Annotated in this window: 10 protein-coding genes; 4 read left to right on the top strand and 6 right to left on the bottom strand. The window is 70.6% G+C overall.

All coding sequences use genetic code 11. The annotated features are described in order from the left end of the window. Positions 1 to 34: 34 nt before the first annotated feature. The gene (lanKC, locus tag ABZ342_RS27445; RefSeq protein WP_360478596.1) at positions 35 to 2,599 is read right to left on the bottom strand and encodes a class III lanthionine synthetase LanKC; all 2,565 of its coding nucleotides are present in this window, start codon (positions 2,597 to 2,599) and stop codon (positions 35 to 37) included. Positions 2,600 to 3,047: 448 nt separating this feature from the next. On the opposite strand from lanKC, the gene ABZ342_RS27450 reads away from it, so the two are divergent. Both ABZ342_RS27450 and ABZ342_RS27455 read left to right on the top strand, forming a co-directional pair. After that, positions 3,048 to 3,413: a hypothetical protein gene (locus ABZ342_RS27450; protein WP_360478599.1), complete on the top strand. Its 366-nt coding sequence runs from the start codon at positions 3,048 to 3,050 to the stop codon at positions 3,411 to 3,413. 22 nt (positions 3,414 to 3,435) lie between these two features. Then, the gene (locus ABZ342_RS27455; RefSeq protein WP_155549437.1) at positions 3,436 to 3,807 is read left to right on the top strand and encodes a hypothetical protein; all 372 of its coding nucleotides are present in this window, start codon (positions 3,436 to 3,438) and stop codon (positions 3,805 to 3,807) included. On the opposite strand, the gene ABZ342_RS27460 is transcribed toward ABZ342_RS27455, so the two are convergent. Continuing rightward, positions 3,797 to 5,668, bottom strand: a complete 1,872-nt coding sequence (locus ABZ342_RS27460; protein WP_360478602.1) for a glycosyltransferase family 39 protein — start codon at positions 5,666 to 5,668, stop codon at positions 3,797 to 3,799. The two genes, ABZ342_RS27455 and ABZ342_RS27460, sit on opposite strands and share 11 nt — an antisense overlap. Before the next feature lie 257 nt (positions 5,669 to 5,925). Here ABZ342_RS27460 and ABZ342_RS27465 point away from each other — a divergent pair, with 257 nt between their 5' ends. Then, on the top strand, positions 5,926 to 6,642 hold the full coding sequence (locus ABZ342_RS27465; RefSeq protein ID WP_360478605.1) for a trypsin-like serine protease: 717 nt from the start codon (positions 5,926 to 5,928) through the stop codon (positions 6,640 to 6,642). A gap of 41 nt (positions 6,643 to 6,683) precedes the next feature. Here the strand turns inward: ABZ342_RS27465 and ABZ342_RS27470 are convergent, their stop codons facing one another. From ABZ342_RS27470 to ABZ342_RS27480, 3 genes are all read right to left on the bottom strand, one after another. Next, positions 6,684 to 7,979, bottom strand: a complete 1,296-nt coding sequence (locus ABZ342_RS27470) for an alginate lyase family protein (protein WP_360478608.1) — start codon at positions 7,977 to 7,979, stop codon at positions 6,684 to 6,686. Positions 7,980 to 8,067: 88 nt separating this feature from the next. After that, positions 8,068 to 8,568, bottom strand: a complete 501-nt coding sequence (locus ABZ342_RS27475; protein WP_360478611.1) for a histidine phosphatase family protein — start codon at positions 8,566 to 8,568, stop codon at positions 8,068 to 8,070. 383 nt (positions 8,569 to 8,951) lie between these two features. Beyond that, a complete protein-coding gene (locus tag ABZ342_RS27480; RefSeq protein ID WP_360478614.1) occupies positions 8,952 to 11,900 on the bottom strand; it encodes a tetratricopeptide repeat protein in 2,949 nt (982 codons plus the stop codon). 279 nt (positions 11,901 to 12,179) lie between these two features. On the opposite strand from ABZ342_RS27480, the gene ABZ342_RS27485 reads away from it, so the two are divergent. After that, entirely contained in the window at positions 12,180 to 13,394 is a 1,215-nt protein-coding gene (locus tag ABZ342_RS27485; RefSeq protein WP_360478617.1) for a hypothetical protein, read from the top strand. A gap of 194 nt (positions 13,395 to 13,588) precedes the next feature. Here the strand turns inward: ABZ342_RS27485 and ABZ342_RS27490 are convergent, their stop codons facing one another. Next, a complete protein-coding gene (locus ABZ342_RS27490) occupies positions 13,589 to 15,634 on the bottom strand; it encodes an NB-ARC domain-containing protein (RefSeq protein WP_360478620.1) in 2,046 nt (681 codons plus the stop codon). Positions 15,635 to 15,761 lie beyond the last annotated feature (127 nt).

A 15,761-nucleotide genomic window follows, 5' to 3' on the forward strand; every position in this document is an offset into this window, starting at 1 on the left:
TTCCTTTCATCGGTTTCTTCGTTTCCGCCGGTCTTCAGCGACCGGAGGTGTGGGGGGACGGCGTGCTGCCCAGGAAGGGCAGCACCTCCTTGCCGTCCAGGAGGGCGGCGAGCGCGAGGAGGATTCCCGCGCTGCCGGTGGTGACGTCCATCGACAGCCGCAGCAACTGGTTGCCGGGGAAGGCGAGGCCGCCGCGGAACGGCACGGCGTACCAGGCCAGCCGGGCCAGGTGCAGGTCGATCGCTTCGCGGACGCGCTGCTCGGGTTCGGCACCCATGCCGAGGGCGACCGCGAGCCCGAGCCGGCCGTAGAGCAGGCCGGGGTGGATCACGAACTCGCCGCGGCACGACTGACGCAGCTCGGGCAGGCTCTCGCAGGCGACCGCGTCCGGGCGGTGCCGAGCCAGCTGCTCGGCGACCATGAGGATTCCCGCGCTGCCGATGGCGGCGTACGGAAGGGTGCGGGTGGCACCGTCGCGGACCTGCAAGGACGCGTCGTCGGCGAGCACGCATTCTTCGAGGTCACGGCGCAGCGCCTGGTCGGCGAACGCCAGCCACGCGGGTTCGCCGGTGCCTTCGAAGAGCCGGATGAACAGGAGCGCCGGACCGGACCAGCCGGACAGCAGGCCCGCGCGGGCGAACTTCCCGGGCGGCGCGGCGGTCTCGAGCGCCTCGGCCAGCCGGACGGCGGTGGAGAGCGCCTGCCGGCCGAACTCGTTGTCCTGCCGGGCGGCGGCGAAGTGCAGCTGCGTCAGCCCGATCCCGGCCAGTCCGCCTTCGAGCGCGTGGTCGGTGGTCTGCTCGACGAGTCGCGCCGACGACGCGAGCAGCCGGCCCGCCTCGTCGTGGTGACCGAGGTTCTCCAGCACGTACGCGATGCCGTAACTGCCGTCGTAGAACCCGGGCCGGGTCGGCGGCTCACGGCGGACCGCATCGATCAGCCAGCGCTCGTGCTCGGGGAACCGGCCGACGCCGGCGACGTCGAGAGCGTGCAGCACGCCCGCGGCACCGACACCCAAACAGGCGCCGCCGACCCGGAACTGCTCGATGTCGCCGGGGAACAGCCGGTCCTGGCGCTCGGGAGTCGCGCTGGCCAGGATCGCCTCGGCGATCTGCTTGCGGACCAGCGGCCAGTCCGGTTTCTCCTGGCCGAGCTCCGTGTGAACCGGTGCCGGCTCCGCGGTGTCGTCACGCGAAGCCAGCACCGCGACCGCGGCGTCGGCGTAACCCTCGGGGAGGCCGAACCGGCGCTCGACGAAGTCGGCGATGCCGCGCAGCTTCGCCGGCGCGAGCTCCAGCAACGCCGACAGCGGCAGGAAGATCCACAGCCGCAACGCCGCGAGGGCGTGCTCGTCGATCTCGAAGCCGGTCCGGTCAGCCGGTGCGCGGAAACCCGGTGCGCCGAGCGCGGGCCGGGAACCGGACTCGAGGGTCGCCGCCATCTCGAAGTCGATCAGCGAGACCCGGCTCTCGTCGTCCTCGTCGATCAGGATGTTCAACGCGTGCAGGTCTCCGAAGACGAAACCGCGAGCGTGGATCTCCTCGATCGTCTCCTCGACCTTCGCGAGCACGGCCAGGGCGCGGGCGGCGTAGGCGGTGAGGTCGGCTTCGGTCGTGTCACGCCTGGTCAGCGGGTAGTTGCGGGCCAGCCAGTTGCCGAGCGACGTGCCGGGCATGTACTCCATGGCGAGGTAGTGGTGTTCCCAGACGGTGAAGTGCTCGAAGGCACGGGGCACGCCGGGGACGCCGGCCAGCGCGTCGAGCACCTCGTGCTCGCGGCGCAGCCGTGCGACGGCGTCGATCTGCGCACGGTCCAGGCCGGCGTGCGGACGGGCTTCCTTGAGGACGACCTCGTCGCCGCCCGCCTTGGGGTCGGCGAGGTAGACGCCGCCGCCGTTCGAGAAGTGCAAGGAGCGCGTCACCCGGTAGGGGAACTGGTCCGGGTCGCCGCTTCTACGCGCAGCGATACTGCTCTGCAGACAGGCCGGAATCTTCACCCAGTCGGGGACGGAGAACGTCGGTTCGCGCTTGTCGGGCACGAGCCGCCCGTCCGGCTTGCGGATCGCCAGGACGCGGTTGCCCTCGTGTTCGACCCACTGTTCGGCGAATCCGCCGTAACGGACGTAGAGTGGGCCGTCGCCGTATCTGAGGTCGCTCAGGATATAAGCACCGTGCTCACCTTCGAGCCGGACCGCCAGATCTTCGAGAACACGCCCCAGCTCGTCTTCGTCAGCCGGGTAAATGGTGATGAGCTTGCCACTGCCGTCACGAGGGGCGTATTTCGAATTCCGGGCGAGCAGGATCATCAGCGAGCGGAGGTGCTTGTAGGCGATCCGGTGCTCGACACAGTACTCATGCACCTGCACGAGCACGCGCCGCGCATTGTCCAGACCAGCGGAAACGTGGATTTTCCAGCCTTGGCCGGGAAGTTGGCGACCCTCGGGGCTCAGCGACCGCCAGATGCCGCGGTCGGCGGCGACCCAGCCGGTGGCCGGCGTCGGCAGCGCCTGGGAAAAGTCGTCGACCGGCGCACCGATTTCCAGTTGTTCGTCGTAGAACAACGGGTCGGCGAAGCAAAATGCTTCGTAGCGCAGGTCCATCGAAGATTCCCCTCCGGGTTCCCCCCGGGCAACTCGGCTCCGGGGACGAGGAATATTCCCCCATGCCGGACGGCCTCTCGCCTATCCGCCAACCCGGGGGTTCAACTGGGCTATCCGAGGTAGGCAAAAAGGGCACTTACCTGTCGGTAGTCGAACCCAGCGTGATTCTTGACCGATGGCCAACCACCCTGTCGGGGTGTAACACGAAGCTTTCTCCAACATTCCCCCAGGTCCACACGAGGATAACACGGAATAAACCGCCGAATTGGCACAATGCCATCAAGGTCTTGTCGTGATCAATTAACCTGGTGTACGTATATCTCGTTGAGCGGGATTGTCCACTGTGGAGCGGACCGGGTGGCCCAGGCCACGCCCGCGGTACCTCGGCGGACGGGCCCACCGGTACCACGGAGTAAGTTGGCGGCCGGCGGACCGGAAGGAGGAACGGGTGATCTTCGGATTCGCCGTGACAGTCGCCGTGGCGGCCACGCTCGTCGCGCTGTGGAGCTTCGTCCAGTCGGCCCGCAACCGGCTGCCGGACAAACCGCTCCTGATCGGGATCGCGGTCGTCGAGGTCCTGCTGGTCGTCCAGCTGGTGATCGGGATCGTGCTGCTCGTCGGCGGCGATCGCCCGGGCAGCCTGGCGACCTACCTGGCCTACCTGATCGGCAGCCTGGTCGTGCTGCCGGTCGGCGCCGCCTGGGCCCTGGCCGAGCGGAGCCGGTCGAGCACGGCGGTGCTCGGCATCGCCTGCATCGCCATCCCGGTGATGGTGCTGCGACTGAACGAGGTGTGGAGTGGAGCAACAGCGTAGGACGGCCACCGGCCCCGGGCGGGTGCTCGTCGCCGTGTACGCGATCTTCGCGCTGGCCGCGACGTCGCGGGCCGGCGTCCAGATCAGCACGAAGTTCCACGAGGCACCGCTCGCGTACCTGCTCTCGGCGTTCGCCGCGGTCGTGTACATCGTCGCGACCATCGCGCTGGCCCGGCGCGGCGACGGCTGGTGGCGCGTGGCACTCACCGCGTGCTCGATCGAGCTGCTGGGCGTGCTGACCATCGGCACGCTGAGCCTGGTCGACGCGGCCGCGTTCCGGCACCCGACCGTCTGGTCGGTCTACGGCGAGGGCTACCTGTTCATCCCGCTGGTCCTGCCGGTCATCGGCCTGTACTGGCTGCGCCGCAGCGCGCCGGCGAAGGTCACGGCCTGACGCCGCAGTCGAACAGCACCCCGGCGGACGCGGCGTCCGGGCCGATCCGCGCGGGCGGCACCGGACGGCAGTGCGTCGCCTCCCACCCGATGCGCCGGGTCAGCTCGTCCGCGTCCGCCACCACGGGTTTCGCGGCGCCGCGGCCGATCTCGAGGAACACGTGCGGCAGCAGCACGAACCGGAGCTTCCCGGCCGACACCCAGCGCGGCAGGTCGGCGGCGGACGGCGCCGGATCGAAGCCGATGTACCCGCCCAGCGGCGCCACGCGCGCGTCCGTGTTCAGCAGGAACGGGTCCGCGCCGTACGTCCCGCCCTCGACGGCGAGAACGCTCCCCGGCGCCTGGGCTTCCGCATACGCGAGCACCGCACGCTGACCAGGGCTGAGCCGGTACGCGTCGTTGATGAACCGGACGTACCCGGCCTCGGCACCGGCACCGGTGTTGATGCCGACCACGGTGCGCACCGCGTCCGTCGACGGCGGCCCGGCACCGGGGTCGGCCGTCTCCAGCACGCTGACCGGCCGCACTGCGGTGTCGACGACGAAGGCCGCGGGACCGGCGACGACGGCGGCCAGCCCGGTGGCGGCCACGACGCGCGGGGCCCGCAGGAGCGCCACGACGACGGTGAGCACCGCCAGCGCGAGCACGGTGTACCGCAGCCACGGCAGCCAGTCCGGCGTCCGGCCGAGGAGGAGGAACGCGAGCAGCGCCGTCCCCGCGACCGCGGCCGGCAGCACGAACCGGACCGGCCCCGGCGAACGTTGCCACCGCCAAGCCGTGACGAGCCCGGCGGCCGCGAGCGACGCGATCGCCGGCGCGAGCTCGGCGGTGTAGTACGCGTGGAAGATGCCGCCGGTGAACGAGAAGACCGCGGCGCCGGCGACGAGCCAGCCGCCCCACAGCACCCAGCCCGCCTTCGTGCCCGGTGCGGCGCCGCGGGCGCGGCAAGCCGCGACGACCAGGGACACCAGCGCGAGCGGCAGCAGCCAGGCGATCTGCCCGCCGACCTCGGCGTCGAACAGCCGCAGTGGACCCGCGCCGCCGCCGAGTGCCGCGCCGACCGTGGCGCCGTAGCCGCCGCCGATCCCGGTCGAACCGCCGACCAGCCGCGTCACGCCGTTGTAGCCGAAGGCCAGCTGCCAGACCGAGCCGTCCGTGGTGCTGCCGACGAACGGCTTCGCGCCCGGCCATAACGTGACGACGACGGGCCAGGCCAGCGACACGACGAGCGTCACGCCGCCGGCGACGCCGATCCAGGCGAGACGCCGGCCGCGCGAGCCGGGCGCCGCGACGAAGTACGCCATGGCCAAGCCCGGCAGCACGATCCACGCGGCGAGCATCTTCGTCAGGAAACCCAGTCCGACGAACACGCCGGCCCACACCAGCCACCGCGCGTCGTCCTCGATCGCGCGGGTGACGCAGTAGGCGGCGAGCAGCAGCAGGAGCACCAGCAAGGTGTCCGGCAAGTTGTCGCGGTTGATCGCCGCGGTGATCGGCGTCAGCGCGAAGAGCGCCGAGGCGAGCAGGGCGGTGCGGGGGCCGGCCCAGCGGCGCACCACCAGGTGCAGCACGAACACGGCGGCCACGCCTTCGACGACCTGGACCAGCGCGATCGCCCAGGTGTGGAAGCCGAACACGGCCACGCCGAGCGTCTGGGTCCAGAACGCGAGGGGCGGTTTGTCGACCGTGACGACCCCCGCCGGGTCGAAGCCCGCGAAGAAGAACGCCGCGACATCGTGGGACATCGAGTGCACCGCGGCGGCGTAGTACGGCTGCAACGGCCTGTTCAGCGCCCATCCCCACAACGCCACCGCGACGACCAGCATCGTCCCCACCGCGATCCGCTCGGCCTTCGCCGTCATGGCTCCCCCTCCGGTTCCCGCCGGGAACGCTAGGGCGGCGCGACGCCGGAGTCCTCAAGCTCCGGATTAAAATGGCCCTCAACCCGTGGGTTGAGCGCGGAACAGTACGGGAACTGCACGTAGTCCACTCGGCGAAATAAATACGGACACCACCGGACTTTCGTCGGTTCCGGACATTCCCCGAAAACTCGGACACTCTTCTCGTTCGGTCCCCACCGGCTTTCCCGTGCGGGTTCTCCGCACGAAAAGGAGTGAGCGTGAAATTCGGCAAGTTCGTGCTGCTGGCCGCGAGTACCGCGCTGGCCGTCGTCGGCCTCGGCGGCCCGGCGACCGCCCAGACCACCCCGCAGGCCCAGCCGTCGATCATCGGTGGCAGCACCGCCTCGAGCGGCCCCTGGGCGGCCCGCCTGTTCGTGAACGGCCAGCAGAACTGCACCGCGACGATCATCGCGCCGCAGTACATCCTGACCGCGAAGCACTGCGTCAGCAGCTCCGGGACGTACACGTTCCGGATCGGCAGCCTCGACCAGTCCAGCGGCGGGACGATGGCCACCGGCTCCACCATCACGCGGTACCCGGGCAGCGCCGACCTGGCGATCGTCCGGCTCACGACCTCGGTGAACGCCACCTACTCGCCGCTCGGCAACGTCGGTGACGTCTCGGTCGGCCAGAACGTCTCGGTCTACGGCTGGGGCGCGACCAGCCAGTGCGGCTCCGAGATCAACTGCCAGTCGCGGTACCTGAAGGTCGCGACGGTGCGCGTGAATTCGATCGGCTGCAGCGACTACACCGGCGGCGTCGCGGTGTGCGCGAACCGCGTCAACGGCATCACGGCCGGCGGCGACTCGGGCGGCCCGATGTTCGCGTCCGGGCGTCAGGTCGGCGTCGCGTCGACCAGCGACCGGTCGAACAACACGGCGTACACGAACATCACGCGTTATCGCAGCTGGATTTCCCAGGTGGCCGGGGTCTGATTCCCGGAAAGGGCCCGGCCTGTCCAGGCCGGGCCCTTTCTTCAGGACGTAGAAATGTCGTCGAGCTGTTCCGCGGCGGGCCGGACCGGGTAGAGGTCGCCGCCGGGCTGGACGGGCACGCGCGGCAAAGCGGCCCGCGCGGTTTTGTCACCGGCGTCGGCTGCCGCGTGCAGCACGTCCAGCGCGGCGTACGGCCGGAAGTCCAGTTCGGGGTACGGCCACTGTCCCGTCGTCGCACCCGGCACCAGGAAGTCGACGGCCTTGAACAGGGTCGCGCCGCTGGGTGCGGTGTAGTGCCACAGGTCGACGCCGACGTGCTTGCCGATCTGCGCGAGCCGCGTCAGCGCGACGAGGTTGAAGTTGGAGTAGTGCCAGCTGCGCGTCCGGCTCGCTTCCGCCGGCTGGTAGCCGTCGGCGGCGACCTGCGGCGCGATGCGGTTCGGTCCGGCGTCCTGGGCGATCGTCTTCGCCAGGTCACGCTGTCCGGTACCGAGGGCGAGCGAGGCGGCGAGCATGTCGTAGAAGCTGCCGTGGTTGTTCTGCGCCTTGGCTTCGTCGGTGCCGTTCTTGCTGGTGCGCAACCAGTTCAGGAACTGTGCGTACCAGCCGGTCATGCCGGCCTGGTCGGTCTTGCTCCAGCCGGGCGCGCCGGTCGCGAGGATCGCGGTGGCGTCGACGACCTGGGTCAGTGTGTAGGAGAACTCGATGATGCCGATGCCACGGCCGTCGACCTTGCACGGGATGCCCTGCGCGTAGTTCATGTTCGGGTTCATCTTCGTGGCCGCGTCGAGGAACCACGTGCGCAGGTCGAGGGCCGCGCGCTGGGCGTAGCGCGTGTCCCCGGTGTAGTACCAGGCCAGCGCGAGGCGGTAGATCGCGGCGAAGGCGTCGCCGCGGTAGGCGTGGTCGGTGATCTCGTCGACGATCGGGTTGCGCTGCCCGTCCTTCTGGACGAAGGGGCAGCCCCACGGGTTTTCGGCGGTCGGCGCGGTGGTCGGCCACCAGTAGGGCGCGAGGCTGAGATAGTCGTGCTTGTCCCCGCTGGGCGGGACCTGTTTCTTGGTGGTGACGCTCCAGGGCCCGGTCGTGAGGTCGGTCTTCGCGGCGGTGAGCAGGTGGTCCAAGGCGGTCTTGGCCGTCCGTTCGCCGACGAGCGCGGCGAACTTGGTCCGCAGCAGCCGGCCGCCGTCGAGGACGGTGGTGTTCGGAGCGCAGATCGGCCCGATGACCGGGACGCTGCAGCCGTTCGCCGCGGGAGCGGCCTCGGCGGGCGCGGCCGCGGAAGTGACGAGCCCGGCCACGGCGAGCGCAGCCACGACGGTGTGGCGGAAGATCATGTCCGCTCCATTCACGAATATGAACGTCAACCCTGTGAGTGAATGGAGAGTACGCATGTGAACTCTGCGGGGCAATGCCCTGGCGGGTTCAGTCGCGGGGACGGAAGAAGGCTTCGAGCCGCGCGGTGGCGAGGTCCGCCCAGGTGTCGGCGGTGGCGAGCACGGCCGCGGCGCCGGTCGGGAACTTGGCCTGGACCAGCCGGGTGTCCTCCCCGTAACCGGCGAGGTGCAGGGTCAGTTCGCTGACCCCGGGCTCGTGCCCGACGAGGGCCAGGGTGGTGACGTCGCCGGGAATCCGTCGCGCGGCTTCCAGGAATTCCTCGGGACCGGCGCCGTAGAGGTCTTCGTCGTACTCGACGGGAGGTTCCCCCGGCAGCGCGCCACTGACGTGCTCCCAGGTTTCCCTGGTGCGGCGGGCGGTGGAGCAGACGACGCGATCGGGGACGTAGCCGTGGTCGCCGAGCCAGCGGCCCAGGTTGGGCGCGTCGCGGAGCCCGCGGGGAGCGAGTGGGCGTTCGTGGTCGGGAAGGTTGTCGGACCAGTCCGACTTGGCGTGCCGGAGGACGATGAGCCGCCTGGTCGCGTCCATGTTCACCACCTGTGGCCTGAAGTCGATGCTTCGGTCACCGTAACCGAGAGCTGGAGGCGCCCGACTTGGCCGGGCGCCTCCAGCGCACTAACACCAAAACCAGAACAGGGAGAACATCTACTTCCTTCCGAATTGCAAGCAACAGAAATAATTCGGCGCGGCCCCACAAAGAGAATCCCGAGTGTCGCGCTGCGTTGGCGCGAAGATTAGGGCAAGCGGACGCCTCGCCGCAAGCCTTTTGTTGACGTAGAGTTACCTACAGCCGTGTCCGTAAAAGGCATTCGCTGCGATGAACCAGCCGCTGGTGGCCGGCACCTGCACGTTTGCCCAGAGAGACGCATGGTGAGAGTGTACGAACGTTCGGTGATTCACTCTCTAGTGGGCTATGAAGAGTGATAGCGGGGCGGCGAGGGCAGGGAAACCGTGTCCTCGTCACTCATCCGGACGTCCGGGACGTCGGGTGCGGCACCGAGCTCGGCCAGGAGCCGTTCGACCTGCTCGGCGCGGCGGTGGCGTTCCCGGTCACGGTACAGCCCGGCGGCCCGCTCCCAGGCGATTCGCGCCGGCTCCAGGTCACCGCGTCGGGCCAGGACGGTTCCGAGAGCGGTCAGCGCGCGGGCTTCTCCCGTCGCCGCATGTGACCGCTCGGCGAAGACCACCGCTTCCCTCGCGAACCGCAAGGCGTCGTCGAATCGGCCTTCGGCCAGCGCGAGGTCGGCCCGTGCGGTGTGCAGTCGCATGACCGCCGACAGATCGCGCACCGTTTCCAGCAGCGGAATCGCCGCCCGGCAGTGCGCGTGCGCCGAATCGAACTCGCCGAGGTCGGTGTGGACGCCGACGAGTTCGGTGTGCGTTTCGGCCAGCGCCGACGCATCGCCCATTCCCCTTCGCAGCCGCAGCGCCTGCCGCAGGTGCTCGAGCGCGCGATATGGCTGGTCGAGCTCGGCCAGGGTCTTGGCCAGATTGTGCGCGGCTTTCGCCTGCCGCTCCTCGTCCCCGATTTCGTGGGCGGCGGCGGCGCATTCTTCGTACAGCGCCGCCGCTTGGTCGAGCCGCCCCGCGTGCCGGTGCCGGTGCCCCATGTTGAGCTTCGCCGTGAGCACGGCGAGCGGGACGTCCCGCGCCGTGGCGAGGTCGAGGGCCTGCCGCAGGTGGGTCTCCGCGACCGCGTCGTGCCCGGCGAGCAGGTGGAGGTAGCCGAGGTCGTTGAGGCAGGCCATGCGGGCGAGGTCGTCCCCCGCCGCGGCGGCGGACCGGACGGCGACGGTCAGACCGGCGATGATGTCGTCGAAGTACCCGAAGCGGTTCAGGATGCCGCCGGTGACGTGCGGGAACCGCCACGCGAACTCGTGGAGGCCGTGGTCGGCGGCGTAGCGGACCATCGCGGTGAGGTTCACCCGCTCGCGCAGGCACCAGCGCATCGCGGCGAGCGGATCGGTGAACCGGTCCGGCCGGCACCCCGGCTCGACCGGCGGCATCTTCGGTCCCAGCCCGTGCGGGTGGACGATCCGGTGCGCGTTGTGGGCGGTGTGCAGGTAGTAGGAGACCAGCCGCCGGCGCGGCCCGTCCACCGGCGTACCCGGCGTGTTCAGCGCCCGGGCGAAGTGGTGGAACAGGTCGTGGATGCGGTACCGGTCGCCGTCGCCCGGTTGCTGGACGAGGTGGGCCGCGACGAGCAGGTCCAGTGCCCGCCGGCCCTCCGCCACCGGGACACCGGCCGCCGACGCCAGCACCTCGACGCCGGCCTCGGGGCCCGGATGCAGGCCGAACACCCGGAAAGCCTGCTGCGCGGCCGGCTCGAGGCACTGGTACGACCAGGAGAACGCCAAGTACAGGTTCGTCTCTTCGCCGTCGCCGTCGTCACTGATCGTCAGCAGCGTGGCCGGGTCCCGGACCTGCTCGACGATGGTCTGCAGCCGGCTGCCCGCCCGGCTGGCCGCCCGTTCGGCGACGATGGTCAAGGCCAGGGGCAGCCCGTTGCACAGCGACGCGAGACTCGCGACCGCGTCCGGTTCCCGCAGCGAACGGTCACCCAGCCGCCGGCGGAGCAACTCGGCCGACAGTTCGCCGGAAAGCGGGTCGAGGGTGAGCGTCGGGCACTGGTGCCGCCGGACGAGCGCCTTGAGCCGCCGGCGCGCGGTGACGATCACCGCGCAGTCGGACAGGACGCCGACCAGGGGCTCGATGTGCGCGGTGTCTTCGGCGTTGTCGAGCACGACCAGCATCGGCCGCTCGCTCAGGAGACTGCGCAACCGCGCGGCCCGCCCGGCCGCGCCGACGATCTGGTCGACGGGGTAGTTCAAGGCCGACAGCAGCACGCCGACCGCGTCGGCGGGCTCGACCCGCGGCACGGAACCGACCCCGTGCAAGTCGATCAGCATCGCACCGCCGGGGAACCGCGATGCCGCTTTCCTGGCCCAATGCACGACGGTGCTGGTCTTGCCGACACCCGGCGGGCCCGTCACCGCCACGACGGTCGGGACGAAGGCCTCGCCGGGCGGCGTCACCGCGGCGTCGAGGTCCGAGAGGACGTCGGCGCGGCCGGTGAAGCCGGCCACGTCGCGCGGCAGCTCGCGCAACGGCGTCGGCGGCGCGTACGGCCGGTCCGCCGGGCCCGGGTCCGGCTCCGCGGGAAGGGGTTCCGGCGCACGCAGGTGGTCCTGCAGCGCACGGAGGTCCTCGGCGGCCTGGTCGTCCCCGGCCTTGTGGAAGTACCGGTACATGTCGAGGTAGTACTCGTTGCGCGCCGCGTAACGGCCGACGGCGGTCAACGCCTGCAAACGCAGCTTCGCGAACCAGAGTTCATTGGCGCACTCACGGCTCAGTTCGTCGAGCAGAATCAGTGCTTCGTCCGGCCGTCCGGCGATGAGCAGTTCCGAGAGCAGGAACGTGTTGGCGGGAATCCAGTGATTCGCGGTGACGGAAGTCCGCCAATTCCTCGCCGGTTCCGACGTAATTCCGGCGAGCGGTTCGTCACGCCACAACGTCAGCGCGGCTCGTGCCGCTTCGCACGCTTCCCGGTGCTCGTCCTGGTCGCTCAGTTCGTGGGCCCGTCGCATCGCCGAGCGGAATGCGTGGAAATCGATCAGCTCGGGAGCGATCTCGAGCTGGTAGCCGCCGCTGATCGCGACGATCTTCGCGGGCGCCCCGGCTTGGTCGAGCGCCTGGCGGAGCCGGGCGACACACTTGTAGAGCGCACCTCGCGGGGCGCGCGGCCGTACTTCGTCGTCGTTCCAGGCCCAGTTCACCAGGGTTTCGATCGACATCCGCCGCCCCGGCTGGGTCAGCAACGCGGCAACGACGTTGCGTTCGCGCCGGTGGGTCCACCGCACGCTCAGATTCCCGTGCACACGCATCGTTGTTTGCCCGAGAATTCCGAACGTGATCTCCATTCTGCGTCCCCTCCCCGCAGAGGTGGCACGGTCGCCCGCTCCTCCTGACGAGTTTTGCACCCACCGGACGGAAACGCTATGACAACCGGATAACGACGAGCACCGGAAACGACCTGTCGATCGGTTGTCAGTTTTTTGTCCAACGTGCGCAAGCGCCTTGTCGAACGGCCGCTGCACGCTGGCCGCATGGTCGCGACGAATACGGGAGGGTGCGCGAACATGGACAAGTGGATTCGTGGGCCGATCGGCCTGGACGCCGATCGCCGGGTCACCAGATCGGGATGCCGGAACGCGGTGGTGGTCGTGCCCACCATGACGGCGGGTACCCGGCTGCTCGACGCGCTGCCGCTGCTGGAGGCGGATCACCGCGTGCAGACGGTGTTCACCGTGCCGCACACCGGCGACGGCTGGCACGGCGTCGAGGAGTTCGTCCGAGCCCAGCACGGGCTGGTCCTGCCCTGGCACCAGGCCCTGCAGCACCGTTTCGACCTGGTGCTCGCGGCCAGCCACCGGCACCTCGACGAACTGCACGGCCCGATCCTCCTGCTCGCGCACGGCGCGGGGACGGTCAAGTCACGGCGGTTCAGCCGCAAGGCCGGCGCGGCGACGCTCCCGGCGACCGGGCTAGACCGGGAGCTGCTCACCCATCGCGGGCGGATCCTGCCGGCCGTCCTGGGGCTGGCGACCGACGCGGAGGTCGCGGCGCTGCGCCGGTCGTGTCCCGAGGCGCTGCCGCGCGCACTGGTGGTCGGGGACATCTGCCTGGACGAGATGCTGGAAAGCGTGGCGTTGCGGGAGATCTACCGGCACCGGCTGGGCATCGATCCCGGGCGCCGGCTGGTGACGGTCAGCTCGACCTGGTCGGCCGACTCGGTGTTCGGCCGGCTTCCCCGGCTCTGCCACGCGTTGCGGGACGCGTTGCCGCCCAGCCGCTACGCCGTCGCGGCCGTGCTGCACCCGAACGTCTGGACCGTGCACGGACGGCGCCAGGTCACCGCGTGGTTCGCGGACTGCCTCCGCGACGGCCTGCTGCTCATCCCGCCCGACCAGGGCTGGCAGGCGACCATGGTGGCCTCCGACTGGGTGATCGGCGACTACGGCTCGACCACCGCCTACGCGGCAGCGCTCGGCCGTCCGGTGACCCTGGCGGTGGACGGCGGCTCGGCCATCCGCCCCGGCAGCATCGCGGACCTGGTCCGTCGCCACGCTCCCGGACTGCGGTACGACGTTGCCTTGGCGCCGCAGGAGGAAGTCGCTTCGCGAGCGAGTGATCGTCTCGCCAGGGTGGTCCGGGCCGCGATCACCTCCCGCCCTGGACAGGCCGCGGCCGTCCTGCGGCGCGCGATGTACGAACTCCTCGAGCTGCCCGAGCCGGACGGTGCGGCGAGCACCCGCTTCGTGCGGTCGCCGAACCCGCTTCGGGACATCGCGTGACGAGCGGGGGTGCGCTCGTGGTCGTGCGGCAACCCGGTGTCTGGCACCTGCGGCTGTCCGGGCCGGGCCGCGGCGCCGACGTGCTGGTCGTCGCGGAGGAGGCGCCGCGCGCCTGGTGGGAAGCCGGCGACCTGCTGGTGTGCCGGCAATCCGGTGATGGCGCCGCGGCGGTCCTGGCGGCGTCACGGGCGTTGTCATCGGCTGTCGGCGCCGGCGCCGCGCTCGCCGCGTTCCCCGGCGGCTGTGCCTGCGTGGTCCGTGGCCGGTTCGCCGGCCTGTGGGTCTCCGAGCCGGACCCGGAGTTCGCGTGCCTCGGCGCGGTGACGGCGGCCGTCCTCGCTGTGTCCGGCGTCCGACTCGACGTCAGCGAGGATCTCCAGCACCTCGGCCGTGTAATAAGGCGAGTCGAGGTCGCGTATGACCCGTAGGGCGTCCAGGAGGACCAGCCGGGCTTCGTCGCGCCTGCCTTGCCTCGAACGCAGCCTCGCGACGGCCGTGGTGGCCCGCACGTGCTGGATCGGATCCCCCAGCTCGGCCATGGTCTTCGCCGCCGCGGTCAGCTCGACGATCGCCTCGTCGTCGCGGCCGAGCTTCGCCAGGACCTCACCGCACCGGCGCCGGCACAGCGCGACTCCGCGGGGGATTCCGAGGTCCTCCTGAAGCCGCGCGGCCCGCCGGTAGTACCCGAGCGCGGCGAAGAGGTCACCCTGGCCGCGCACGGCCCGCCCGAGCTGGGAGAGCGCGGTCGCCTGGGTGGGGCCGTGCGCGTGCTGCTCGCCGAGGCGCAACGCGATCGAATTCTGGGTGACGGCTTCGTCGAACCGGCGGAGCTTGGCGTACGCGAAGCCGAGCTGCGAACGCAGTCTCGCCTCCACCAGCGGGACGTCGCACCGCTCGGCCGCGGCCACCCCCGCGGTGTGCATCGCCACCCAGGGCTCGTAGTCGCGGTGGTGCAGGAAGAACCCCCACGACGCTTCGCAGAACTGCCAAAGCTCTTCGTCCCAGTTCCGCCGGTCGGCCTCGGTGACCACCGCGCGGATCGACCGGAGATCACGCCGCCACCACGCCACCGCGGCGGCCCGGTCCGAGAACGCTGTTCGGTGCCTGCCGGGCGGGGTGACACCGAGTCGAGGGCGCTGCGGGTGGATCAGGTCGTCCGCCGCTTGGGCCCGGTTGAGGTACCACCGGGTGAACCCGCGAACCACGGCGGCCTGGTCGGCGGGTTCGAGTTCCCGCTCCGCGCGCAGGCGGGCATCGCGGCGCAGCAGGTCGTGCTGGGCGACCCGGTCATCGGCGGCGTCGGCGAGGAGGTTCTCCGACACGAGCGTGTCGACGGCGTCTTCGACGTGCGCGAAGGACTCGCCGAGAACGTCGGTGAGTGCGTCGAGCGAGACGTCCGGGCCGGGGTGCAGACCGCATGTGCGGTACAGCCGGGCGGCGCCATCGGGCAGTGCGGCGTACGACGTGTCGAAGACCGCCTGCACCTCGCGGACGTCGTCGGGTGCGCCGGAGCCCGCGCCGAGATGACGCGCGTAAGCGCTCGCTTCCCTGGCCATGCTCCGCAGCGGGCGGGCCCGCAACCGGGCGCCGATGATGCCGAGTGCGAGCGGCAGTCCGCCGCAGATCTCGATGATCGTTCCGGTCGCGTCCGGTTCCGCGTCGATCCGCTCGGGCCCGACCACCTCGCCGAGCAACCGGCGCGCGTCGTCCGGGGTCAGTGGCGGCAGGTCGAGCAGTTCCGCACCGTCCATCGCGAGTCCGCTGAGCTGCCGCCGGCTGGTCACCACGACCATCGCCGACGCGGTCGCGGGCAGCAGCGCGCGCACCTGCCCGGCGGAGACGGCGTCATCGAGCAGGATGCCGACGAACCGGCCCGCGATGGCGGCCCGGAACACGGCCGAACGCTCTGCGGAACGCGGCGGGATCGTGTCAGCGGGGACGCCGATCGCGACGAGAAAGCCGAACAGGATTTCGCTGACGGGCACCGGATCCCCGCCGGCTTCGGTCAGGCGGGTGTAGAGAAGGCCACCGGGAAACCGATCGCGGCGATCGCTGAGCCACCGGACGGCGACGGTCGTCTTGCCGACCCCACCGATGCCGGTCAGCACCACGACGGGCGGCCGGTCCACCCGGCGCCGCCACGTCCGATCCATGAGGTCGAAGGCCGCTTCCCGGCTGACGAAGCCCCCCACCGGAGCCGGAATCTGAACCGGCGGCGGCCGCTCCTGTGTGTCGTCCATCCGAGATCTCCCCGTAGGTCTCGAACTTTCCGTTCTACCGCCGGTCCCCGTACACCGCGGCGGTTCAGCCGCTTTTCCACTCGAACGCGCGTGCACGTGCACGTCGACTTTGCGCACAGTGGTCAAA

This window comes from Amycolatopsis sp. NPDC005961, from assembly GCF_040629235.1.
In the GTDB taxonomy this organism is placed as follows: domain Bacteria; phylum Actinomycetota; class Actinomycetes; order Mycobacteriales; family Pseudonocardiaceae; genus Amycolatopsis; species Amycolatopsis camponoti.

Bases quoted from the DNA above. Each gene is read 5' to 3' on its own strand.
- ABZ342_RS27490 (WP_360478620.1), bottom strand. From the start codon at position 15,634: ATGGACGACACACAGGAGCGGCCGCCGCCGGTTCAGATTCCGGCTCCG.
- lanKC (WP_360478596.1), bottom strand. From the start codon at position 2,599: ATGGACCTGCGCTACGAAGCATTTTGCTTCGCCGACCCGTTGTTCTAC.
- ABZ342_RS27460 (WP_360478602.1), bottom strand. From the start codon at position 5,668: ATGACGGCGAAGGCCGAGCGGATCGCGGTGGGGACGATGCTGGTCGTC.
- ABZ342_RS27485 (WP_360478617.1), top strand. From the start codon at position 12,180: ATGGACAAGTGGATTCGTGGGCCGATCGGCCTGGACGCCGATCGCCGG.
- ABZ342_RS27475 (WP_360478611.1), bottom strand. From the start codon at position 8,568: ATGGACGCGACCAGGCGGCTCATCGTCCTCCGGCACGCCAAGTCGGAC.
- ABZ342_RS27470 (WP_360478608.1), bottom strand. From the start codon at position 7,979: ATGATCTTCCGCCACACCGTCGTGGCTGCGCTCGCCGTGGCCGGGCTC.